The organism is Bradyrhizobium sp. Arg816, assembly GCF_029989365.1.
Lineage (GTDB): Bacteria > Pseudomonadota > Alphaproteobacteria > Rhizobiales > Xanthobacteraceae > Bradyrhizobium.
Genome location: NZ_JAPRAQ010000003.1, coordinates 487,681 through 511,267 on the forward strand (window position 1 = coordinate 487,681; position 23,587 = coordinate 511,267).

24 protein-coding genes are annotated in these 23,587 nt (G+C 64.8%); 17 read left to right on the top strand and 7 right to left on the bottom strand.

Going from position 1 to position 23,587, the window contains the following annotated elements; translation table 11 throughout:
- The first annotated feature begins 76 nt into the window (after window positions 1–76).
- From urtB to OWC48_RS11115, 14 genes are all read left to right on the top strand, one after another.
- The gene (gene urtB / locus OWC48_RS11050; RefSeq protein ID WP_282520001.1) at window positions 77–1,684 is read left to right on the top strand and encodes an urea ABC transporter permease subunit UrtB; all 1,608 of its coding nucleotides are present in this window, start codon (window positions 77–79) and stop codon (window positions 1,682–1,684) included.
- Entirely contained in the window at window positions 1,681–2,847 is a 1,167-nt protein-coding gene (gene urtC, locus OWC48_RS11055) for an urea ABC transporter permease subunit UrtC (protein WP_282520002.1), read from the top strand. Before urtB ends, urtC begins: the two co-directional genes overlap by 4 nt.
- A gap of 5 nt (window positions 2,848–2,852) precedes the next feature.
- Window positions 2,853–3,614: an urea ABC transporter ATP-binding protein UrtD gene (gene urtD, locus OWC48_RS11060; RefSeq protein ID WP_282520003.1), complete on the top strand. Its 762-nt coding sequence runs from the start codon at window positions 2,853–2,855 to the stop codon at window positions 3,612–3,614.
- A 3-nt stretch (window positions 3,615–3,617) separates the two neighbouring features.
- Entirely contained in the window at window positions 3,618–4,313 is a 696-nt protein-coding gene (urtE, locus tag OWC48_RS11065; protein ID WP_014498215.1) for an urea ABC transporter ATP-binding subunit UrtE, read from the top strand.
- A gap of 36 nt (window positions 4,314–4,349) precedes the next feature.
- Window positions 4,350–5,180: an urease accessory protein UreD gene (locus tag OWC48_RS11070; RefSeq protein ID WP_282520004.1), complete on the top strand. Its 831-nt coding sequence runs from the start codon at window positions 4,350–4,352 to the stop codon at window positions 5,178–5,180.
- 39 nt (window positions 5,181–5,219) lie between these two features.
- A complete protein-coding gene (locus tag OWC48_RS11075; protein WP_007605424.1) occupies window positions 5,220–5,522 on the top strand; it encodes an urease subunit gamma in 303 nt (100 codons plus the stop codon).
- Between the two features lie 8 nt (window positions 5,523–5,530).
- Entirely contained in the window at window positions 5,531–5,836 is a 306-nt protein-coding gene (locus tag OWC48_RS11080) for an urease subunit beta (RefSeq protein WP_007599812.1), read from the top strand.
- A gap of 148 nt (window positions 5,837–5,984) precedes the next feature.
- Window positions 5,985–6,524, top strand: a complete 540-nt coding sequence (locus tag OWC48_RS11085) for an HD domain-containing protein (protein WP_282520085.1) — start codon at window positions 5,985–5,987, stop codon at window positions 6,522–6,524.
- A 34-nt stretch (window positions 6,525–6,558) separates the two neighbouring features.
- Window positions 6,559–8,274, top strand: a complete 1,716-nt coding sequence (gene ureC / locus OWC48_RS11090) for an urease subunit alpha (RefSeq protein WP_014498211.1) — start codon at window positions 6,559–6,561, stop codon at window positions 8,272–8,274.
- A 152-nt stretch (window positions 8,275–8,426) separates the two neighbouring features.
- A complete protein-coding gene (locus tag OWC48_RS11095; RefSeq protein ID WP_007599815.1) occupies window positions 8,427–8,726 on the top strand; it encodes a putative quinol monooxygenase in 300 nt (99 codons plus the stop codon).
- Window positions 8,727–8,738: 12 nt separating this feature from the next.
- Window positions 8,739–9,359 (top strand): urease accessory protein UreE, encoded by a 621-nt coding sequence (gene ureE, locus OWC48_RS11100; RefSeq protein ID WP_259259170.1) that lies wholly within the window; start codon window positions 8,739–8,741, stop codon window positions 9,357–9,359.
- Window positions 9,340–10,068, top strand: coding sequence for an urease accessory protein UreF (locus OWC48_RS11105; protein WP_282520086.1), 729 nt, complete (start codon window positions 9,340–9,342; stop codon window positions 10,066–10,068). Before ureE ends, OWC48_RS11105 begins: the two co-directional genes overlap by 20 nt.
- A gap of 39 nt (window positions 10,069–10,107) precedes the next feature.
- Entirely contained in the window at window positions 10,108–10,731 is a 624-nt protein-coding gene (gene ureG, locus OWC48_RS11110; RefSeq protein WP_282520005.1) for an urease accessory protein UreG, read from the top strand.
- Between the two features lie 299 nt (window positions 10,732–11,030).
- On the top strand, window positions 11,031–12,689 hold the full coding sequence (locus tag OWC48_RS11115) for an HWE histidine kinase domain-containing protein (protein WP_282520006.1): 1,659 nt from the start codon (window positions 11,031–11,033) through the stop codon (window positions 12,687–12,689).
- A 73-nt stretch (window positions 12,690–12,762) separates the two neighbouring features.
- Here OWC48_RS11115 and OWC48_RS11120 read toward each other — a convergent pair whose 3' ends face one another.
- The 5 genes from OWC48_RS11120 to OWC48_RS11140 all read right to left on the bottom strand — a co-directional run bounded on the left by OWC48_RS11120 (window position 12,763) and on the right by OWC48_RS11140 (window position 17,001).
- Window positions 12,763–13,371, bottom strand: coding sequence for a TetR/AcrR family transcriptional regulator (locus OWC48_RS11120; protein WP_282520087.1), 609 nt, complete (start codon window positions 13,369–13,371; stop codon window positions 12,763–12,765).
- A gap of 198 nt (window positions 13,372–13,569) precedes the next feature.
- A complete protein-coding gene (locus OWC48_RS11125) occupies window positions 13,570–14,712 on the bottom strand; it encodes an OpgC domain-containing protein (protein WP_282520007.1) in 1,143 nt (380 codons plus the stop codon).
- 187 nt (window positions 14,713–14,899) lie between these two features.
- Window positions 14,900–15,355 (bottom strand): hypothetical protein, encoded by a 456-nt coding sequence (locus OWC48_RS11130; protein ID WP_282520008.1) that lies wholly within the window; start codon window positions 15,353–15,355, stop codon window positions 14,900–14,902.
- A gap of 82 nt (window positions 15,356–15,437) precedes the next feature.
- Window positions 15,438–15,809 (bottom strand): YqjD family protein, encoded by a 372-nt coding sequence (locus tag OWC48_RS11135; RefSeq protein ID WP_282520009.1) that lies wholly within the window; start codon window positions 15,807–15,809, stop codon window positions 15,438–15,440.
- 79 nt (window positions 15,810–15,888) lie between these two features.
- The gene (locus OWC48_RS11140; protein ID WP_282520010.1) at window positions 15,889–17,001 is read right to left on the bottom strand and encodes an AI-2E family transporter; all 1,113 of its coding nucleotides are present in this window, start codon (window positions 16,999–17,001) and stop codon (window positions 15,889–15,891) included.
- A 208-nt stretch (window positions 17,002–17,209) separates the two neighbouring features.
- Between OWC48_RS11140 and OWC48_RS11145 the strand changes: the two genes are divergently transcribed.
- Complete coding sequence (locus OWC48_RS11145) at window positions 17,210–17,989, top strand: L,D-transpeptidase (protein WP_282520011.1); 780 nt, start codon at window positions 17,210–17,212, stop codon at window positions 17,987–17,989.
- Window positions 17,990–18,006: 17 nt separating this feature from the next.
- Complete coding sequence (locus tag OWC48_RS11150) at window positions 18,007–18,660, top strand: DUF2865 domain-containing protein (protein ID WP_282520012.1); 654 nt, start codon at window positions 18,007–18,009, stop codon at window positions 18,658–18,660.
- Window positions 18,661–18,728: 68 nt separating this feature from the next.
- On the opposite strand, the gene OWC48_RS11155 is transcribed toward OWC48_RS11150, so the two are convergent.
- Complete coding sequence (locus OWC48_RS11155; RefSeq protein ID WP_282520013.1) at window positions 18,729–20,822, bottom strand: methyl-accepting chemotaxis protein; 2,094 nt, start codon at window positions 20,820–20,822, stop codon at window positions 18,729–18,731.
- 272 nt (window positions 20,823–21,094) lie between these two features.
- On the opposite strand from OWC48_RS11155, the gene OWC48_RS11160 reads away from it, so the two are divergent.
- Window positions 21,095–21,250, top strand: a complete 156-nt coding sequence (locus OWC48_RS11160; RefSeq protein ID WP_011084288.1) for a Thivi_2564 family membrane protein — start codon at window positions 21,095–21,097, stop codon at window positions 21,248–21,250.
- A 158-nt stretch (window positions 21,251–21,408) separates the two neighbouring features.
- On the opposite strand, the gene OWC48_RS11165 is transcribed toward OWC48_RS11160, so the two are convergent.
- Complete coding sequence (locus tag OWC48_RS11165) at window positions 21,409–23,574, bottom strand: malate synthase G (RefSeq protein ID WP_282520014.1); 2,166 nt, start codon at window positions 23,572–23,574, stop codon at window positions 21,409–21,411.
- Window positions 23,575–23,587 lie beyond the last annotated feature (13 nt).

The following is a 23,587-nucleotide window of genomic DNA, read 5'->3' on the forward strand; positions in this document are numbered from 1 at the left end:
TCTGACGTTTGATTGCACGACGGGAGAAGACGGCTATTCCGCCGCCTTCTCCCCACTTCTGCCGGGGTGATCCACAGTGCCAACCAATTTATCCGCTCGTCTCTCGACCTTTGTCCTCTCGTTATTCCTGATCGCGTTCGCACTGCCGGCCCTTGCCGGTCCATTCGAGGAGGCGGTCGCCAAATTCGCCAATGACGATTACTCCGACACGGAAGAGGCGATCGGCGTGGTCGCGAGCAGCGGCAACAAGCTGGCTTTCCCCATCATCAGCGCGCTCCAGGACGGCCGTCTCATGGCCGATCCTGATAGCAAGAAGGTTTACGTCACCGGTGCCGACGGCAAGTCGATCGATGCCGCGACCGGCGAGCCCGTCGCCAGCGTTCCCGACACCGCGAGCGCGGTCCGCCTCAACAACCGCCTGCGCCGCAGCGTCGATGCCGCGATCGGCAGCCTGACGCTCCAGTCGCCGGACGTCGGAACGCGCCTGCAGGCCGCGCAATCCGTTTTCAAGTCGCATGAGGAGACCGCGCTCGAGGCGGTCGATGGCGCGTTCGCCAAGGAAACCAACAAATCGGTCAAGGCTGCGCTCGGCGAAGCCCGCGCGGCCATCCTGCTGTTCAAGTCCGATGCCACCGAGGTCGAGAAGCTCGAGGCGGTCGCCACCCTCAAGGCGCGCGGCGACCAGGAGGCGATGGCGCTGCTCACCGGCATGGGCGACCAGCCGGCCTCGGTAACCAAGGCCGCCGCGAGCGCGATCGGCTCGATCCAGTCTTCGCTCGCGGTCTGGTCCACGGTACAGAATGCCTGGTACGGCCTCTCGCTCGGCTCGGTGCTGCTGCTCGCCGCGATCGGGCTCGCCATCACCTTCGGCGTCATGGGCGTCATCAACATGGCCCATGGCGAGATGGTGATGATCGGCGCCTACACCACCTTCGTGGTACAGGAGGTGATCCGCACGCGCTACCCCGCACTCTTCGATTATTCGCTCTTGATCGCCGTGCCGCTCGCCTTCCTCGTCGCCGGCGGCATTGGCGTGCTGATCGAGCGCAGCATCATCCGCTTCCTCTACGGCCGTCCGCTGGAGACCCTGCTCGCAACCTGGGGCCTGTCGCTGGTGCTGCAGCAGGCGGTGCGCACCATGTTCGGCCCGACCAACCGCGAGGTCGGCAATCCCTCCTGGATGAGCGGCGCGTTCGAGCTCGGCCAGATCACCATCACCTATAACCGGCTCTGGATCCTCGTCTTCACGCTCGCCGTGTTCGCCATCCTGCTCGCGATGCTGCGCTACACCGCGCTTGGCCTCGAGATGCGCGCGGTGACGCAGAACCGCCGCATGGCGGCCTCGATGGGCATTGCAACCTCGCGCGTCGACGCGCTGACCTTCGGCCTCGGTTCCGGCATTGCCGGCATCGCCGGCGTGGCGCTGTCGCAGATCGACAATGTCAGCCCCAATCTCGGCCAGAGCTACATCATCGACAGTTTCATGGTCGTGGTGTTCGGCGGCGTCGGTAATCTCTGGGGGACCCTCGTGGGCGCGTTCACGCTCGGCATCGCCAACAAGTTCCTGGAGCCAGTCGCCGGCGCCGTGCTCGGCAAGATCGCGATCCTCGTTCTCATCATCCTGTTCATTCAAAAGCGGCCGCGCGGCCTGTTCGCGCTCAAGGGCCGTGCGGTGGAAGCATGACCCCCCACATGCTGACCAAGTCGCTGGACCGCGGCGCGACGATCTTTCTCGCCATCGTCGCGGCCTGCGGCATCCTCATCCCGCTCTCCAACCTGCTGCTGCCCGCGGGCTCGGTCCTGCAGGTGCCGACCTATCTGGTCGCGCTCTGGGGCAAATATGTCTGCTACGCGATCCTCGCGCTTTCGATCGACCTGATCTGGGGCTATTGCGGCATCCTCTCGCTCGGCCACGGCGCCTTCTTCGCGCTCGGCGGCTACGCGATGGGCATGTACCTGATGCGGCAGATCGGCACCCGCGGCGTCTACGGCAATCCGATCCTGCCCGACTTCATGGTGTTCCTGAACTATTCGAAACTGCCCTGGTACTGGTACGGCTTCGACATGTTCTGGTTCGCGGCGCTGATGGTGCTGGTCGCGCCCGGCCTGCTCGCCTTCTGCTTCGGCTGGCTCGCCTTCCGCTCTCGCGTCACCGGCGTGTACCTGTCGATCATCACGCAGGCGATGACCTATGCGCTGCTGCTCGCCTTCTTCCGCAATGATTTCGGCTTCGGCGGCAACAACGGCCTGACCGACTTCAAGGACATCCTCGGCTTCAACGTGCAGGCCGAGGGCACCCGCGCCGCGCTGTTTGCGCTGAGCTGCCTGGCGCTGATCCTGAGCTTCCTGATCTGCCGCTCCGTCGTGTCCTCCAAGCTCGGCAAGGTTCTGATCGCAATCCGCGATGCGGAATCGCGCAGCCGGTTCCTCGGCTACCGCGTCGAATCCTACAAGCTGTTCGTGTTCACGTTGTCGGCCTGCATGGCCGGCGTTGCCGGTGCGCTCTACGTGCCGCAGGTCGGCATCATCAACCCGAGCGAATTCGCACCCGGCAACTCGATCGAGGCGGTGATCTGGGTCGCGGTCGGCGGCCGCGGTACGCTGATCGGCGCTGCACTCGGCGCCGTCGTCGTCAACTACGCAAAAACGTTCTTCACCTCGGGCATGCTCGCGCCCTACTGGCTGTTCATGCTAGGCGCGCTGTTCATCCTGGTGACGCTGCTGCTGCCCAAGGGCATCGTCGGCACCTTCAACGCCTGGTGGGAGTCGTCGAAGGAAAAGCGCGCGGCGACCAGCGCGAGCGCCGCGGCCGAAGATGGCGTCACCGAACCCAAAATGGCGGAGTAGGCGCAATGAACGTCATGGACACCCGCGCGACCTCCGCGATGCTCTATCTCGACGGCGTGCACGTCTCGTTCGACGGCTTCCATGCCATCAACAATCTGTCGCTGACGCTCGCGTCCGGCGAAATGCGCGCCATCATCGGCCCGAACGGCGCCGGCAAGACCACGATGATGGACATCATCACCGGCAAGACCAAGCCCGACGAGGGCACGGTGCTGTTCGACGGCGTCACCGATTTGACGCGTCTGGACGAGACCCGTATCGCCGAGCTCGGCATCGGCCGGAAATTCCAGAAGCCGACCGTGTTCGAGAGCCAGACCGTGCAGGACAACCTCCTGCTCGCGCTCAATGTCGACCACAGCGTCAAGGGCACGCTGTTCTGGCGCGGCAGCAGGGCGGAGTCCGAGCGGATCGACAAGGTGCTGGAGACGATCCGTCTCACCGAGGCGCGCAACCGCCTCGCCGGCAGCCTCAGCCACGGTCAGAAGCAGTGGCTCGAGATCGGCATGCTGCTGGCGCAGGATCCGAAGCTGCTGCTCGTCGACGAGCCCGTCGCGGGCATGACCGACGTCGAGACGCATCTCACCGCCGAGCTGCTCAAGGAGATCAACAAGACCCACACCGTGATGGTCGTCGAGCACGACATGACGTTCGTGCGCGAGCTTGGCGTCAAGGTCACCTGCCTGCATGAAGGCACCGTGCTCGCGGAAGGGACCATCGACCAGGTCTCGTCCAACGAGCGGGTCATCGAAGTCTATCTGGGACGCTGAGCAATGCTTGAGGTCAAGGACATCAACCTGTTCTACGGCGCGGCGCAGGCGCTGCGCGGCGTCTCCATCGCCGCAGAGCCCGGCAAGGTGACGTGCGTGCTCGGGCGCAACGGCGTCGGCAAGACCTCGCTGTTGCGCGCCATGGTCGGCCAATATCCGATCTCCTCGGGCGCGATCGTGCTCGACGGCAGCGACATCACGGGCCTCAAGCCCTATGAGCGGGCGCGCAAGGGCATCGGCTTCGTGCCGCAGGGCCGCGAGATATTTCCGCTGCTGACGGTCGAGGAGAACCTCAAGACCGGCTTCGGTCCGCTCAAGCGCGAGGACAGGCACATCCCGGACGACGTGTTCTCGCTGTTCCCGGTGCTGCAATCCATGCTCGGCCGGCGCGGCGGCGACCTCTCCGGCGGCCAACAGCAGCAGCTCGCGATCGGGCGTGCGCTGGTGATGCGGCCAAAGCTGCTCCTGCTCGACGAGCCGACCGAGGGCATCCAGCCGTCGATCATCAAGGACATCGGTCGCGCCATCTCTTACTTGCGTAACCTCGGCAACATCGCCATCGTGCTGGTCGAACAATATCTCGACTTTGCCTGCGAACTCGGCGACAGTTTCGCCGTGATGGATCGTGGCGCGGTGAAGTTCTCCTGCGACCGATCCAATCTCGATCCGGCCGAAATCAGCCGCCAGATGGCGCTGTAATCCGAAAATTTCTGCCGCGGCCGGCTGGGGAGACGGATGCGCAGCGACGCTCTAACGACATCTTCGGTTTTCGAGGCGAACCGCGCCCGTGGCGCGGTGCGCTTCGACGTCCATGCGCGCGATGGCGTGACGCGGCGTGGCGTCTTGCATGAGTCCGGCTCCCTGCGCGCGCGCTTTCCCTCGCCGGAGGGCGAGGGGCTCTCCGGCGTGTTCGTCAACACGGCCGGCGGCGTTGCCGGCGGAGACAGTTTTGACATCGAGATCGCGGCAGGCCAGGGCTCGCGCCTGACATTGACCACGGCTGCGGCCGAGAAGGTCTATCGCGCGCCAGGGGCGGCGGCGCAGCTCAATATCGCCTTGAAGGTCGCCGCAGGCGCGCATCTTGGCTGGTTACCCCAGGAGACGATCCTGTTCGATCGCGCCCGGGTCCATCGTCGTTTCGACATCGAGCTCGACGAGGCCGCCTCGCTTCTGCTTTGCGAGATCGTCGTGTTCGGCCGCACCGCCATGGGCGAGCGGATGGAGCAGGGCGAGTTCATTGATCGCTGGCGGCTGCGTCGTGGTGGCAAGCTGGTGTTCGCCGAAACCGTCAGGCTCGACGGCAATATCGGTGCGAAACTTGGGCGATCAGCGGTGGCCAAGGGTGGTGCCGCGATCGGTACGGCGCTGATCGTCCCCGGCGACGAGCCGCTGATCGAGCGTATCCGCGAGGCCTCGGAGTCGTTCGCCGGCGAGGTCGGAATCTCCGCCTGGAATGGCTTTGCAATGGCGCGGTTCTGTGCCCAAGATGCCGCGCGCTTGCGCGCCGACATGATGGCGGTGCTGGCGCGGACCGGCGCGGCGCTGCCGCGGCTGTGGCTGAGTTGATGGCCGCTGAATTGATGCATTGAACGGAAGAGATGCTGCATGAACCTGTCTCCCCGCGAAAAGGACAAGCTCCTGATCTCGATGGCGGCCATCGTCGCCCGCCGCCGGCTGGATCGCGGCGTCAAGCTCAACCATCCCGAGGCGATCGCGATCATCTCCGACTTCATCCTCGAAGGCGCGCGCGACGGCCGCACCGTCGCCGAGCTGATGCAGTCCGGCGCGCAGGTCCTCACCCGCGACCAGGTGATGCCGGGCATCCCCGAGATGATCCACGACATCCAGGTCGAGGCGACGTTTCCGGACGGCACCAAGCTCGTCACCGTGCACGAGCCGATCAGGTAGGAGCGCAAATGATCCCCGGCGAACTCTTCATCCAGGACGGCGAGATCGAGCTCAATGCCGGCCGCAAGACCGTGACGCTGACGGTGGCCAACACCGGCGACCGCCCGATCCAGGTTGGCTCGCACTACCATTTCTTCGAGACCAACCCGGCGCTGAAGTTCGACCGCAAGAAAGCCCGCGGCATGCGCCTCGACATCGCCGCCGGCACCGCCGTCCGCTTCGAGCCCGGCCAGACCCGCGACGTCCAGCTCGTCGCCGTGGCGGGGAAGAAAACCATCTACGGTTTTCGTGGCGACGTGATGGGGAAGCTGTGATTCGAGGTGAGGTGAGCACGCCGGTCGGGCTCCCTCCCCCCTTGCGGGGGAGGGTTGGGGAGAGGGGTGAGTCACGAACTCTGACCGAAGCTATTTTGCGGCGCTGCGTCGATCGCGGATGTTGTCAACGAGGAGCATCGTGATCGTCATGCTCCCCGCCGTCCGCCTTATCTCGGAAGCCGCTGAGCTGGCTGCGCGCCGGCACAACGGCATGGCGCGCAAGGGGCGTGGCCAGGAGCCTTACATCAATCATCTCGCCGAGGTCGCAAGCCTGCTCGCCGTCGCGACAGACGGCGCCGATGCCGAGCTTGTCGCGGCTGGCTGGCTGCATGATCTGATCGAGGACACCGAGACCACGCGTGAGGAGCTCTCACAGAAATTCTCTGACCGTGTCGCCTCCCTTGTAGTCGAGTGCACCGACGATATGAGCCTGCCGAAGGCCGAGCGGCGGCGCCGGCAGGTGATTGACGCGCCGAAGAAATCTCCCGGCGCCAAGCTGATCAAGATCGCCGACAAGATCAGCAATATCGGCGCGCGCATTCATTCCGACCCGTCCGCCGAGGAGCGCGACGATCTCGCCGACTACACGGGCTGGGCTGAGCAGGTCGTCGCCGGATGCCGTGGCGGCAATTCGTGGCTCGATGCAAGATTCGACGATGCCGTAAGAGCAGCGAGGGCTGCGCTGTGAACAACCAAGAATTCAAACGCAAACGGGGCTTGTGATGTCCGTCAAAATAAAGCGTTCCGTCTATGCCGACATGTTCGGCCCGACCACCGGCGACAAGGTCAGGCTCGCCGATACCGATCTCATCATCGAGGTCGAGAAGGATTTCACCACCTATGGCGAGGAGGTGAAGTTCGGCGGTGGCAAGGTGATCCGCGACGGCATGGGCCAGTCGCAGGTCACCAACAAGCAGGGTGCCGCCGACACCGTCATCACCAATGCGCTGATCGTCGATCACTGGGGCATCGTGAAGGCCGACGTCGCGATCAAGGACGGCATGATCTCCGCGATCGGCAAGGCTGGCAATCCCGACATCCAGCCGGGCGTCACCATCATTGTCGGCCCCGGCACCGACGTGATCGCGGGCGAGGGAAAAATCCTCACGGCCGGCGGCTTCGACAGCCACATCCATTTCATCTGTCCGCAGCAGATCGAGCACGCGCTTATGTCCGGCGTCACCTCGATGCTCGGCGGCGGCACCGGCCCGTCGCATGGCACGTTCGCCACCACCTGCACGCCGGGGCCGTGGCACATGGGGCGGATGATCCAGTCGTTCGATGCGTTCCCGGTCAATCTCGGCATCTCCGGCAAGGGCAATGCGTCGCGGCCCGCCGCGTTGGTCGAGATGATCAAGGCCGGCGCCTGTGCGCTGAAGCTGCACGAGGATTGGGGTACGACGCCGGCGGCGATCGACACCTGCCTGTCGGTGGCCGACGACTACGACATTCAGGTGATGATCCACACCGACACGCTGAACGAATCCGGCTTCGTCGAGGACACGGTCAAGGCATTCAAGGGCCGCACCATCCACGCCTTCCACACCGAGGGCGCCGGCGGCGGGCATGCGCCCGATATCATCAAGGTCGCGGGGCTGAAGAACGTGCTGCCGTCCTCGACCAATCCGACGCGGCCGTTCACCCGCAACACCCTCGACGAGCATCTGGACATGCTGATGGTGTGCCATCACCTCGATCCCTCGATCGCCGAGGACCTCGCCTTTGCCGAGAGCCGCATCCGCAAGGAGACCATCGCGGCCGAGGATATCCTGCACGATCTCGGTGCGCTCTCGATGATCTCCTCGGACTCCCAGGCCATGGGCCGCCTTGGTGAAGTCATCATCCGGACCTGGCAGACCGCGGACAAGATGAAGAAGCAGCGCGGGTCGCTCGACCAGGACAAAGGCAAGGACAACGACAATTTCCGCGTCAAGCGCTACATCGCCAAGTACACGATCAATCCCGCGATCGCGCATGGCGTGTCGAAACTGATCGGCTCCGTCGAGAAGGGCAAGCTCGCCGATCTCGTGCTGTGGTCGCCGGCCTTCTTCGGCGTCAAGCCGGACTGCATCATAAAGGGCGGCTCGATCGTCGCCGCCCCCATGGGCGATCCCAACGCCTCGATCCCGACGCCACAGCCGGTGCACTATCAGCCGATGTTCGGTGCCTTCGGCAAGGCGCGCACCGCGTCGTCGGTGGTGTTCACCTCGAAGGCGGCGGTCACCGGCGGCCTCGCGCGAAAGCTCGGCATCGACAAGAAGCTCTATGCGGTGCAGAACACCCGCGGAAAAATCTCGAAGAAGAGCATGATCCACAACGACGCCACGCCCAATATCGAGGTCGATCCCGAGACCTACGAGGTGCGCGCCGACGGCGAGCTGCTCACCTGCGCGCCCGCCGAGGTGCTGCCGATGGCGCAGCGATATTTCATGTACTGAAATAGCGTCTGGACGCATGTCCCCGGCGCATGTCCCGATTGCATGTCTTGTTGCATGTCCTGGGGCGGCGTTTCCGGTTTTGCGTTCGACCCCGCCTGGTCTAAGGTCCCGCCCGGTATCTTATCTCAGAAGAAAAGCCGGGAGGATTTCTCGTGATTTACGTCGTTGCCACCTTGACCATCAAGCCCGAGACGCGCGCCGAATTCATTGCGGCCGCCACTGCCTGCATCAAGGAAACGCGGAAGGAGCCCGGCAATATCGCCTATGATTTGCACGAGAGCGTCACCGATCCCGCCAAGATGGTGTTCGTCGAGCAGTGGGAGAATGCCGAGGCGCTGGTGCCGCATCGCGCCATGGAGCACATGAAGACGTTCGGCCGCGTCGCAGTGAAGTGTTTTACGGCGCCGCCGAAGATTGAAGTGATCACGCCCGAGAAGGTCGAGACACGGTAACGGGGTAAAAGCATGATCCGGGCGACGCAGGTTAAGGGACAGCACGGCTTCACGGAGACGCCGGCGGATACGGTGGTGCTCGATTTCGACGACCGGCACCGCCGTCGCATGGCGATGACGGGGACGCGGGGCCTCGAATTCCTGCTCGACCTGGAGAATGCCGTCGCGCTGCGCGGCGGTGATGCATTGGTGCTGGAGGACGGCCGGCTGGTCGAAGTGGTCGCGGCGCCCGAGCCGTTGCTGGAGATCCGCGGCCGCGATCCGCACCACCTCATTCGCGTCGGCTGGCATCTCGGCAATCGCCATTTGCCGACCCAGATCATGGCGAAGAGCCTGCGCATCCGCCGCGACCATGTCATCGAAGCCATGGTGAAGGGCCTCGGTGCGCGCGTGATCGAGATCGAGGCGCCGTTCGATCCTGAGGGCGGCGCTTACGCCGACGCCGGCCATGCGCATGGTCACGATGATCACGGGCATCACGATCACGACCATCATCACCATGATCATGGTCACGATCACCACGACCACCATGATCATGCCGCGCATGACCATGGCCACGACCATCACCACGACGAGCATTGCGACCACCCCGACCACCACCACGGCCACAAGCATGCTCATGACCACAAATGAGCCGGTGAGTGCCGGTGACCTCGCGGAGCGCGAGGCGGCGGCGCTGTACCGGCTGATGACGTGGCTGTCGCCGGCCTTTCCGGTCGGCGGCTTCTCCTATTCCAGCGGCATCGAATGGGCGGTCGAGGCGGGCGACATCACGGACACCGCGACGCTGGCCGACTGGCTCGACGCGATGCTGGGCGATGGGTCCGGCTTTTGCGATGCGACGTTCCTGGTCCACGCCTATCGCGCCACTGAATTGGGCGAGGATACCACGTTGCGCGATATCGCGGAGCTCGCCGCCGCCTTCGTGCCGTCGCGCGAGCGGCAGCTCGAGACGACCTCACAGGGCCGCGCCTTCATTGAAATTTCCCGCGCCGCGTGGGATGCCGACGGGCTGGATGCCATGGTGGCGGCATGTCGCACGGCACTGGTCTATCCCGTCGCCATCGGCGTGGTTGCAGCGGTGCACGGCGTGCCGCTGGCGCCGACGCTGCACGCCTTCCTGCATGCGCTGGTCTCGAACTGGATTTCGGCGGCGAGCCGCCTCATTCCGCTCGGCCAGACCGACAGCCAGCGGGTGCTGGTGAAGCTGGAAGCCGCCGTTGCCGCGACCGCCAATCGTGCATTGAATGCGACATTGGACGACCTCGGCAGCGCGACCTTCCGCGCCGATCTCGCTAGTCTGCGGCACGAGACGCAATATACGCGGCTGTTTCGCTCGTGAGCGGCGCGGCCTTTAACCCATCAAGAGAGAGCGAGTGACATGTCGAAATCTCACGGTCCCTTGCGTGTCGGAATAGGCGGCCCGGTCGGATCGGGCAAGACCGCGCTGATGGACCTGCTCTGCAAGACCATGCGCGAGCGCTATGACATCGCGGCGATCACCAACGACATCTACACCAAATGGGATGCGGAATTCCTCGTGCGCTCGGGCTCGCTGACGCCGGACCGCATCGCCGGCGTCGAGACCGGCGGTTGTCCGCACACCGCGATCCGCGAGGACGCTTCGATGAACCTGGCCGCGGTCGCGGACATGCGGGCAAAATTTCCCGGGCTCGACCTCGTGCTGATCGAGTCCGGCGGCGACAATCTGGCTGCCACTTTTTCCCCGGAGCTCGCCGACCTCACAATCTACGTCATCGACGTGGCGGCCGGCGACAAGATCCCGTCCAAGGGCGGCCCCGGCATCACCCGCTCCGACCTCTTGGTCATCAACAAGATCGACCTCGCGCCCCATGTCGGCGCCTCCCTGGAGAAGATGGAGACGGACGCCAGGCGCATGCGCGGCGCGCGCCCCTTCGTCATGACCAACCTGAAAAAGAGCGATGGGCTCGACCAGATCGTCGGCTTCATCGAGGCCAAAGGCGGCCTGAAACGGGCGAGCTGACGGCGCGACGACGTGGCGCAGGCGTTTTCCGCCGTTAACGTTTGGGGCAAAAGCCGCATCCGCGGAACAAATTTCGGACACGGCGATTAACTACCTCCGGTGCCCGGAGCAAAGCCTTCATGGCCAGACCATCGGCCGGGCGTATTAAGCTTTTCAGGCGACCGAAGTTGCGTACTGATGCCTCCTCCTTCATTATCTCCGTTACTGGGGTCCACTCTGTTTCGGCACATGGCCGTTCGAGCGGCGTTGATATGCTCCGTATTTATTGCCGACCTGCTGCTTTCGGCTGAGTAGTCGAAGTGGTCCGGCTGGGATTTATCATCGGTTTCATCGCCCTGCTCGGAGCCCTGCTCTCCGGGCTCGCGGCCTATCGTGTCCACGACCAGGAGCTGGCACTGGACCGGATCGCGCTGGCGCGCGCGATCGACGTCCACGCGAGCCTGGTTCAGGACCGGTTGACCGAGCGCGAGCTGCTCGCGCGTGTCGCCTCAGGCTTGTTCCGTGCGCCGTCGGTCATCAAGCCGAACATGCTGGAGCCGCTGCGCTCGGCCATCTACGCCTTCAAGACCGATTTCGTGGTCGCCGGGTGGGTCGCCCGGCTGAAGCCGAACGAGCTTCTGCCGGCGCAGGCCGCGATCGCGAGCGCCGGCTTCCCCAATCCGCAGATCCGCTCCTATGACGACAAGCCGATCGATCTTGCGAAGGTCACCCAGCCGATCGACGTGCTGATGGACCTCGAGCCGCGCAGCAACGAGACCAAGGCGCTGCCCGGCCGCAGCTACGACCAGGACCAGGTGCGCAGCGCGATGCTGACGCGTGCGCGTGTCGAGAAGAGGTCGGTCGCCTCAGACCCGGTTCAGTTGCTGCGGGGCGACGGGCCCATCGGCATCATCGTGGCCGCGCCCGTGATTCCCGAGGGCGCGACCGAGCCGGCCGGCTTCGTCACATTTTCCTACGAGCTCGCCTCCCTGATGCTGACCAATGACGACATGTCGTTGTTCGCGGTCGCGCTGAAGGATCCGCGCAGGGAAGGTGGTGAGCTCGTCGCCAACGACCAGGGCGTGGTCTCGTCACGCATGACGGCAGCGGACGGGCCGGCGCCGTCGGCGACGCGCACGGTGAGCTTTGGCGGGCGCGACTGGCATCTCGGCTACTACGCCAAGACCAATTCGGCGCGGCGCGCCGAGCAGACGGCGATCATCGTGGCGGCGATCGGTCTTGCCATCACCGCGATGGTGTGCGGCCTGTTCGGCTATGTCGCCTACAACAATCTGCGGCTCAGCCGGGAAATCCAGGTGCGGATCGGCTTCGAGCGCCGGCTGACCGCCGTCATCGACGAGCTCAACCACCGGGTCAAGAACATCCTGGCGGTGATCCAGTCGATCGTGACGCGCACGCTGCGCCACGGCTCGGACATCGACGTTGCGCGTGAACTGCTGATCGGCCGCATCCACGCCATGTCCAACGTGGTCTCGCTGCTCAGCGAGAGCCAGTGGCAGGGCGTCAAGCTGAAGGGCCTGTTCGAGGCGCGCGCCATCCCGCATGCCGACCGCATCGCCGTCACCGGCCCCGACATCGCGGTCAGCGCACGCGCCGCGCAGAGCCTGTCGCTCCTGTTCTTCGAGCTCGCCTCGCACTCCGACGAAGGTCTGTCGCTGGTCGGAAAGCATCCGCACATCACCGCGAATTGGACGGTGACGGGCGAGGGGACCGATGAGGTCTTCCATTTCCGCTGGGAGGAGTTCAACACCAGCGAGGCGACGCGCCGCCCGGATTCCGATTTCGGTCTGATCCTGCTCGACCGTGTCGCGCCCGAAGCGCTCGGGGGCACCGCCAAGCGCTTCTTCACCGACGCCTCCTACGTTTATGAATTGACGGCGCCGATGGAGACGGTGGTCGACATGTCCGAGCGCGACCGCACGGACAAGATCTCGGCTCCGGTCAGGCCGGTGCGATAGAGGTCGCGCGTTAGATTGTTGTGTTGAGCATGGTCTTTTCGGAGAACCGCTTCGCCCTTTTCCGGATCATGATCTAACCCCTTGGCCGCAGCACCAGGTCGACCAGATTGCGCGCGTAGGCCGGCGTGATCGGTGCAATGCCGAAGACGTAGCGGTAGAACAGGCTGCCATAGATGGCGTCGTAGAGATCCTCGGGCGCTCCCTCCGCCAGGATGCTGCCATCCGTCTGCCCCGCGGCGATCATCTCGACCAGGGCGTCGCGGCGGAATTGCAGGTAGCGGGCATAGAACAGCTCCGCCGAGCCGGTCTTGGAAATGCATTCGGAGACGACGGCGAGCTGCACCTTGCCGAACTCGCCCTGGAGCGCCTCGGCATAGGCCGCGGCATGGCGGCGTGCGCGCGCCGCGGCGCTGCCGGAGCTCGCAGGCGGCAGCGGCAGCATCTGCGCGGCATGATGAAGGAAGGCGTCGATCAGCAGCGCTTCCCGCGACGGCCACCATTTGTAGATCGTCATCTTGGAGACGCTGGAGTGGCGTGCGACGGCATCGATGGTGGTGGCGGCAAGGCCGGTGGCGGCCATCAGCGCATAGGCACTTTCGAGGATGGCGTTGGTGGTCTCGATCGACCGCGGCCGGCCGCGCCGGGGCGCGCTGTCAGCCTCATCACCCCCGCCCTTTGCCATCGCCACGCCAAGTCCCCTTATGCAGAGCCACCCCTCACGCAGAGGCTCCCGCATAGCGCAGCCACAGGTCTCGGCCTAGCACAATCGCACGATTATTTGGCGAGAGCGTTTTCGAGTGAAGTGGATACCGGTTCGCGTGAAGAAAACGCGTCGAAACAGGAATCTAGAGCTCCGTTCCGATTAGATCGGAACGGAGCTCTAGGCCTGCTGCCGCAGGGCGGCCGGCAGGTCCTGCCGCCTCGACCAGGAGATGTAATAGGCCACTGCTGTCATCGCCGCGAAGCCAACGAGGCTTACCGCGATCTGCATCACCACGAGGTTCGGTCCGGTGATCAGGATGAGATGGCCGGCAAAGGACAGGAACACGGCAACGCAGAACACCGCGAGCCAATCCTCGCCGCATGTGATCACCGCCTGAAGCGGCCGCAACTTGAGGCCGGGGTGGTCGGCCGGAATGAAATGGGTCGCGAGGAAGGCGAGCGCGAGGAAATGGACCACGCGATAGGGCGCGAGGTTTTCCTTGTCTGTCGGCGCGATGCTGTTGACGAGGAAGTCCGGCAAATAGACCGACAGCGCGGGCGAATGCCGCATCAAGGTGACGGCCATCGCGAAGATGAGATAGGCACCCGCGAGGATACGCAGCCAGGACATGCCGTGCAACGCGCGTCCGGAGGCGCCTGTCACGGCGAACCAGCCGCCCAGGACCATCAGCATCTGCCAGCACAACGGATTGAAGGTCCAGTCCTGGTCCGGATAGACCCGGAAATTCCAGTCGAACCAGCGCGCCGCAACGTACAGCGCGACCGATGCCGCCAGCGTCAGGTTCGGCCGCCGCAACAAACCCCACAGCGCAAACGGAAAGAACGCCATCAGCGGGATCATCAGTTGCAGGAGGTCGAGGTTCAGCGGCTCTTCCTGGAGCACGAGGCCGCGGACCAGGATGCGCAGCGGATGCTCGAGAATGCCCGAGATGTTGTATTCGTGGATGATCTCCGGCGCCATCGATTGCGAGGCGACATAGGCGATGGTGTCGATATAGATCACGAAGAGCACGACATAGGCGGCGTAGAGCCGCCAGACGCGGCGAAAGATGCGCGTCGCCGCGACGACGTAGCCGCGCTCCAGCGCCATCCTGCCGTGAATGATGGCGACGCCATAGCCCACCACGAACACGAACAGGTCCGCGGCGCCGCTGAAGCCGAAATTTCGCAGCGTCAGGAGATTGACGACGTTGTTCGGGATGTGGTCGACGAACACCGACCAGTTGGCAATGCCGAGCGTCAAATACAATCTGGCATCGTGATGGAATGCGGCGAGGTTCGCCTTGACGGACGGTTTCATCGCGGAAAATGACTTTTAGAATCAGGGCCGCTGCTTTTAGCGGCAACCGCCCGCCTATCCGAGTAGCGTTTGCGTGAGGGAGGCCGGAATTGTCCAATCTGGCGCAAAATTGCGCATGAGCGCCGGACGGAATTCGCGCAAGCTCGCTCGTTCTGCCGCCGACGAAATCATCTTAGCGCCTTGACCATTATTCGGCCGGTTCGGCCGCGGCCTCGTCGGACGCGCCGGCGCGACTCGCCATGATTCCGAGGGCGACGCCGCCGATCGCCAGGATCGGCAATAGCCGCTTGATTCCGATGGCACGAACGATCTGGAGGCCCGTCGCGAGCAGCATGGGGTCGGCGAGCATATTCGAAGCGGCCGACTTCGCGGCGCGCTCGGCGGCGATCCGGGCGCGCTTCTGAATCTCCCGCTTGTAGCCCCAATAGCTCCCTGCCGCGGCGAGCGTCAGCAGGAAGAAGATGCCGGCGCCCGCGAGGCAGGCCTGCACGGGACCATATTTTTCGAGGACCGAGATGAAGGCGGCCGCGCAGAGAAAGCCCGTGGTGATGAAGAGCGCGAGTGCCGCGCCCGCGGCGAGCGATGTCAGGCGGACGGTCGTGCCCGTCGATGCGCTGATGCCGTCGATGATGCGCTGTAACATGGCCTTGCTCCTCAGATCCCCGCAAGCCGGCAGCGGCGGCGCGACGGCGCCGCCGTAACAACGTCAAGGTCTTGCGTCCACGCTACCGGCGCCAGGCGACGCCGATCAGGAAGCCGATGCCGAGCGCGAGCCCGACGGTCGCGAGCGGCCGCTGCGTGATGGCGTCTTCCAGCGTTTCCTCGATCGAGCCGTAGGCGTCTTGCGCAGCTTCCATCATGGCGCTGCCGCGATCCGACATGTCGTCGACCGCGGAATCCACGCTCTCGCGGGCCTGGCGATAGCCGCGGCGGGCCTGCTTGCTGCTGGAATTGGCAAAGGTGTTGAGCGCGTCGGTAATCTGATCGGTGAGGGCGGCGATATCGCTTTTCACGGCTGCTACATCCTTTTCGAGGCGTTCTCTGGTGGCTTTGTCGGTCCAGTCTCTCATCCCGGTTTCGCCATTGGTCATTGACATCAGGAGCTCCAAAACTGTTGGCGGCTGAGATAGCCGGAAAACGTTTCTTGCCCGGGTAAGTTCCGTTCGGGGAAACCGGTCATGCCTGCGGGAGCTGCGGCGAATTCTCCGGCAGCAGATGCTCCTTCAGGATCAGCCCGACGATCAGGAGGGGCGACGACAGGAATGCGCCCATCGGTCCCCACAGCCAGGTCCAGAACGCCAGCGCGATGAAGACGGCAAGCGCGTTCAGGGAAAGCCTGCGCCCGATGATGGTGGGCGTGACGAAGTGTCCTTCCAGGAAGGTGATGCCGCCGAAGGCGAGCCCCGCCATCAGTCCGCCGCCGATGGTCGGGAAGGCGACGAGCCCCACCACGACCAGAATGACGAACATCGCGACCGGTCCGATGATCGGGATGAAGTTGAGCGCCGCCGCAAGCGCGCCGAGCCCGGCCGGATTGGGCATGCCGGTGACGGCGCAGATGAGACCGGTTGCGATGCCCACGCCGAGATTGATCAGCGTCACCGTCAAAAGGTAGTTGCCGAGATGGACCTCGATCTCGTTGACGATCCGCAGCGTGCGCAGCCGCGCATCGCGATCGCCGAAATTCATGATCAGGGCCCGCCGCAGGTCGCGCCAGCTCGCGATGAACAGGATCAGCGTGGCGAAGAACAGCAGGAATTCGGCGAAGGTCGGCGACAGGAATTCCAGCGTCGGTTGCACCCATTCGGCTTTCGGCAGCGGAAGGCTTGGCAGCCCCTCGGAGCCGCCCACCATTGTCTGCAACTCCTTCCACAGCGCCAGCGGCCGGTCGAAGACGTGCATCTTCTCCTTCAACTGCGCGCCCAATTCCGGCAGGCGCGAGCTCCACTCCATCGCTGGCACGGCAATCAGCGCGACGACGAAGGCGACCACCGTCGTCACCGCGATCACGATCAGCACGGCGCCGAGGGCGCGCGGCACATGCCGCCGCTCGAGAAAGCTTGCGGCCGGCGACAACATGGTGCCGGCGACGACCGCCATCACGACCGGGAGGAAGAACGCCCTGGCGACGTAGAGCACGGCGACCACGGCAATCAGGAACAGACCGGCGAGCGCAAAGGCGACGAACTCGGTGCGGCGGATCACCGGCGGCAGCTCGACATGGCTGTCGGGAAGCGGGGCGCCCTCGTTGTTGCCGGAAATCAGACGTTCGGTGGGAAGGACGCGCACAATATCTCCTCCCGCACGGAAGCCTCCGCGCGCCCAGTGTTGGCAGTAAAACGTCCGGGAGGACGTTCCGGTTCCATCGCGGTTTCGTGAAGTTTTGCTCGCTTGACTGTGACGTGGGCGCCGCAGCTGGCGGCGGAACTTGAGTCGGCCCAGCTGCGTTTGTTGGGAAGCCGCATCACCCAGATGCACACATCCAACGGGGCAGCACATGACAAGGTTCTCTCCAGCCCGTCGCCGCTTCTCGCCGCGCGCCGCTACCGCTATTGCCTTCGCGACAGCATTGCTGACCGTGCCCTTCGCGGCACAGGCCCAGACGCTCGGCTACGCGCCGATGCAACCGCAGGGATATCCGCAGGACCCGACCTATTCGCGGGGGTATGTCACCGCGGCGCCGCAGGCCGCCGACGAGGATGCCGCGCTGCCCGACCGGCTGCGCAAGCAGATCGTCAGCTTCGACCGGAACGAGCCGGCCGGGACCATCGTCATCGATACCGGCAACACTTACCTCTATTACGTGCTCGGCAATGGCCGCGCGATCCGTTACGGCGTCGGCGTCGGCCGCGAAGGTTTCACCTGGGCCGGCGTGCAGAGCGTCAGCCGCAAGGCCGAGTGGCCGGACTGGCATCCGCCGGCCGAGATGATCGCGCGTCAGCCTTATCTGCCGCGCTTCGTCGCCGGTGGTCCCGGCAATCCGCTCGGCGCACGCGCGATGTATCTCGGTTCGAGCGAATACCGCATCCACGGCACCAACGATCCCACCACGATCGGCAAGTTCGTGTCCTCCGGTTGTATTCGCATGACCAACGCGGATGTCACGGACCTGTTCAGCCGCGTCAATGTCGGCGCCAAGGTGGTGGTGCTGCCGAAGAACGCCCCGCTGATGGCCAAGGGGTACGACAAGGGCGGCGACCCCGTACGCAAGCGCCCGGTGACGACGCTGCCTTCGGGGCGGCAGGCGCTGAACATCGCGACGTCGGCAGTGAACTAAGAGTTGAGCGAGGTCATATGAAGAGACGCTCGATCGGCAAACTGGCCGGTGGCGCGGCGACGTGCTTCGCCGTCGCCTCGTTCGGCCTCGCGTTGACGCCGTCGGCGCATGCGGAAGACTTCTTCTCGGCGCTGTTCGGCAGCTTCCGCGCGCGCTCCGCGCCGGAGATCCGCATGCCGTTCCCGACCGATGACATGCCGCGCTACGACCCGCCGCGCCAGCGGGCCTCTTATGGCGGCGGCAGTGCCTATTGCGTGCGCGGTTGCGATGGCCGCTACTTCCCGGCGCAAGGAAACGACGCCGAAAGCAAGACGCAATCCTGCAAGAGCTTCTGCCCGACGTCCGAAACCTCGCTGGTCTACGGCAGCAATATCGACGACGCCACGACCGACAAGGGAAAATCCTATTCCGACCTGCCCAACGCGTTCCGCTTCCGCAACGAGATCGTCGCGGGCTGCACCTGCAACGGCAAGGATCAGGTCGGCCTCGCCCAGGTCAAGGTCGAGGACGATCCCACCTTGCGCAAGGGGGACATCGTCGCGGGCAGTGAAGGCCTGGTGGTCGCCAACCGCAACGCCAACGACCGCCGCGGCGTCGCGATGAATTTTTCGCCGCTGCCGGAGTCGGTGCGCGCCAGGTTCCGCCAGGTGCCGGTGGTCGCGAAGGAGTAGGGTGCCCCGCGTTCGCGGGGACGACACCGAATTTGTAGCGGTTGCTTTCTTCCCAGCCCGCAGCAGCTTTAAGCCGCGCGGATCTTCCCCAGGAAGTCGCTGACCTGCTGGCCGAGCTGGCGGCTCTGCGTCTCCAGCGTTTCCGAGGCCTGCTTGACGTTGTCCGCCGCACCGGCGGCAGCGTCCGCGTCGGCCTTCACGCCGGTGATGTTGTCCGAGACGTTCCTGGTGCCCTGCGCCGCAAATTGCGTGCTGCGGGTGATCTCCTGGGTCGCCGCGCCCTGCTCCTGCACGGCGGCGGCGATCGCGGTAGCGACCTCGTTCACTTCGCCGATGATGCCGCCGATGGTCTGGATCGCGTTGATGGCGTCGCCCGCGACCTTCTGGATGTCGGCGATTTGCTCCGAGATTTCCTCGGTCGCCTTCGCGGTCTGGCTCGCCAGCGACTTCACCTCGGAGGCGACGACCGCAAAGCCACGGCCGGCTTCGCCGGCGCGCGCCGCTTCGATCGTGGCGTTGAGCGCGAGCAGGTTGGTTTGCGCCGCGATGGTGTTGATCAGGCCGACGACCTCGCCGATGCGACCGGCGGATTTTGCAAGACCCTGCACGGTACCGTCGGTCTCGCGGGCCTGGTTGACGGCGCGGCTGGCAATGCCTGCGGCGTGCGCCGCCTGCTGGCTGATGTCGTTGATCGAGGCGGAGAGTTCCTCGGCCGCGGCGGCGACGCTGTCGACGCTCATGGAAGCGTCGTTGGAGGCCTTGCCGGCGATCTGGACGCGGTCGTTGGTCTGGCGCGACACCGCGGAGAGATCGCCCGAGGTCTTGCGCATCTCGCCGGACGCTTCGCTCAGTTCGCCCAGCGTCTTGCGCACCGCCCCCTCGAACTCGCCGACATAGGCCTCGACCGCGCGCTGGCGCGCGGTCGCGCCGACATTGCGTTCGCGCTCATGCTCTTCAATCTTGAGCTTCTCGGTTGCCTGCTGCTTGAAGGTCTCCAGCGCGCCGGCCAGCGCGCCGATCTCGTCCTGGCGGTCGAGATAGCCGCTGTCGACGGCGAGATCGCCGCCGGCGACCTTGAGCATGGCGTCGCGGATGGTGTTGAGGGGATGGATGACGCGGCGGCTGACCAGCATGACCGCGCCGACGGCGAGGCCGATGGCAAGCGCCAGAAGCATGAGCTGCACAATCAGTGCGCGCTGAGCCGCGCTGCGCTGGTCCAGCGTATGGCTCTTGGCGGCATCGAGCGCGGTCTCGGCCACGGCGACTGCGCCGGCGAGGCGGCCCACCGTGACCGGGGTCCATTGGTTCGCGGTTATCTCGGCCTTTTCGCCATTGGCGAGCGTATTGGCGAGGCGATCGCGAAGCGCCAGATATTGCGGATCGAAATAGGCGGTCTTGGCCGTTGCCATGGCAGACGACAGGGCCGGCGGCAATTGCATGCCCGAGGCCGACAATTCCAGCGCCTTCCACGCCGCAGCCGTTCCGCCGACATATTGGGTGTAGGCGAGGCGGGCCTCCGGCGCGATGCGGCCGGCGTTGAGCCCGGTCGAGATGATCAGCGAGGCTTCACCGCCGGTGTTGCGGAGCAGCCAGGCGTTCTGCTTGATCGACAGCAGCTGGTCGATCTCCGCGTCCTGGTGGTTGACGCTGGCGGCCAGGATGTTCGAGAGCTTGTCGAGCGTCTCGAGCAGGCCCTGCGTCGTCTCCATGTATTCCTTCGGCAGGCCGGCACGACGCTGATCCTTGGGCTTGGCGACGTCCTCCCAGAACTGCTTCTGCTCCTCGGTCAGCAGCTTGTAGAGACGCGCGAGCTCCGGCACCAGCGTGCCGGACTGCGGAAACTCCATGCTCGGCAGCAGCTCCAGCGCGTGTGCCATCGCCGGCATCTCGGCGTCGCGGATCGCGCGCAGATATTTCTCGATCTCAGGATCCATCGGCTCGGTCGCGTTAAGGAGCCGGTTGGTGCTCGAACGGTCAGTGCGCAGATTGTGCATCGCCTTGAACAGATCCGCGGAGGCATCGGCGATCTGCGAGATGCGGTTGGCGGTCTTGAGGCGGTCCCAGGAGGCGTAGGCGGTGAGCGAGAGCGCGATCACCACACAGACCGAGGTGATGGCGATCACCGCCTTCAGCAGGGCGGAAACGGTCAGACGATTCAGCATCGAAGCCCCCAAAATTCCCATTGCAAAGTTGGTCGAGACGCCCCGGCAACATCAAAACGGAGGGGCAGGCAGATCGGCAATCGCATGCCGTTTGCGCCGCATCACCCAAACGGTTTCCGCATCTGAAACGAAAAGGGTAAAGTTTTAGGCAGGCCGGCTGATCGTAGAAGTACGTATTTACTAGAAGTTGCAGTGGGTTGCCGTGATGGAACCTGGGCGGGAGATGGGCGTTAGTACACCGTCAGCAATTTGTCTGAAGGGGGGTCCTTGCGATGCTGGTCGGCGTACTCGTCACCTTTCTCGTCGTCATTCTCGTGCTCTATCTCATCAACATGCTGCCCATGGACGGCCGCGCCAAACAGATCGCGCGCGTGGTCGTCATCATCATCGGCGTGGTGTCGCTGCTGAAATATCTGACGGTGTTTTAGCGGGGCGGGACGTGTAGCCCGGATGGAGCGCAGCGAAATCCGGGGGCCTGCCCCAAGCAACGCCGGTCCCGGATTGCGCTGCGCTCCATCCGGGCTACGGCCCGCAACAAAAAAAGCCCCGGTGCGAGCCGGGGCTTTGGTGTTTGAATGATCGGGCTTCAGCCTGCCGCCTTGGCCTCGCGGCGGCGGGCGGTGAGGATGTATTCGGTGTAGCCGTTCGGCTGCGTGCGGCCCTTGAAGATCAAGTCGCAAGCGGCCTTGAAGGCGACACCGTCGAAGGCGGGCGCCATCGGCTTGTAGATCGCGTCGCCCGCGTTCTGCTTGTCGACCACGACGGCCATGCGCTTGAGCGATTCCATCACCTGTGCCTCGGTGATGACGCCCTGGTGCAGCCAGTTGGCGAGATGCTGGCTGGAGATGCGCAAGGTGGCGCGGTCTTCCATCAGGCCGACATCGTGGATGTCAGGCACCTTGGAGCAGCCGACGCCCTGGTCGATCCAGCGCACGACGTAGCCCAGAATGCCCTGGCAGTTGTTGTCGATCTCCTGCTTGACGTCGTCGGGCGCCCAGTTCGACTTCGACACCGGAATGGTGAGGATGTCGGAGAGTTTTGCGCGCGGGCCGCCCTTGGTGAGCTCCTGCTGGCGCGCGGTGACGTTGACCTGGTGATAGTGCAGGGCGTGCAGCGTCGCTGCGGTCGGCGAGGGCACCCAGGCGGTGGTGGCGCCGGCCTGCGGATGCGCGAGCTTCTGTTGCAGCATGTCCGCCATCTTGTCGGGCGCGGCCCACATGCCCTTGCCGATCTGGGCGTGGCCGGGCAGGCCGTCGATCAGGCCCATGTCGACGTTCCAGTCCTCATAGGCCTTGATCCAGGCTTGCGCCTTCATCTCGTTCTTGCGGATCATCGGGCCCGCTTCCATCGAGGTGTGGATCTCGTCGCCGGTGCGGTCGAGGAAGCCGGTGTTGATGAACATGATGCGCTTGGAGGCGCGCTGGATGCAGGCCTTGAGGTTGACGGTGGTACGCCGCTCCTCGTCCATGATGCCGACCTTGAGCGTGTTCTCGGGCAGGCCCAGCATCTTCTCGACGCGGTCGAAGATCTCGCAGGTCAGCGAGACCTCGTCCGGGCCGTGCATCTTCGGCTTGACGATATAGGCCGATCCGGTGCGGCTGTTCTTGGTCTTGGAGTTGCCCTTGATGTCGTGGATCGCAAGCAGGCCGGAGACGGCGGCATCGAGCAGGCCTTCCGGAATCTCCTCGCCCTTGTCGTCCAGCACCGCGTCGGTGAACATGTGGTGACCGCAATTGCGCATCAGCAGCAGGCTGCGGCCGTGCAGCTTGACCTCGCCCTTGCCGTCAGGCGTCTTGTAGCTGCGGTCGGCATTGAGCGAACGGGTCAGCGTCTTGCCGCCCTTCTCGAAATCGGCCGAGAGCGTGCCGTTCATCAGGCCGAGCGTGTTGCGATAGACCAGCACCTTGTCCTCGGCGTCGACCGCGGCGACCGAGTCCTCCATGTCGAGGATGGTCGAGACCGCGGACTCCATGATCATATCGGCGACACCAGCGGGATCGTCCTTGCCGATCGTGCTGCTGCGATCGATCTTGACCTCGACGTGCAAGCCGTTGTTGGCGAGCAGCACCGCGGACGGCGCGGCCGCATCGCCCTGGAAGCCCGCGAATTGATCCGCGTTCTTCAGCGCGGTGGCGTTGCCGCTCTTCAGCTTCACCGCGAGCTGGCCTGCGACCACGCTGTAGGCAGTGACGTCGGTGTGGCTGCCGGTCGCCAGCGGCGCGGCGGCATCGAGGAACGCCTTGGCCTTGGCGATCACCTTGTCGCCGCGCGCCTTGTTGTAGCCCTTGCCGCTCTCGGCAGCGTCGTGCGGGATCGCATCGGTGCCGTAGAAGGCGTCGTAGAGCGAGCCCCAGCGCGCATTCGCCGCGTTCAGTGCGTAGCGCGCATTGGTGAGCGGGACGACGAGTTGCGGGCCGCAGATCTTGCCGATTTCCTCATCGACATTGGCGGTCTCGACCTTCTGCGTCGTCGGCTCCGGAACGAGATAGCCGATCTCCTTCAGGAAGGCGGTATAGGCATTGAGGTCGAACGCCTTGCCCTTGTTGGCGCGGTGCCAGTCGTCGATCTTGGCCTGCAGCGTATCGCGCACCGCCAGCAGCGCGCGGTTCTTCGGCCCCAGCTCGTTGATGATGCCTGCAACCCCGGCCCAGAACGCGTCCGGCGCGATCCCCGTTTTCGGGGCCGCTTCCTTGGCGATGAAATCGAAAAGGACGGGAGCGATCTTCAATCCGTGGGCGTCGACGCGTTTCATGATGGGCTTTCTT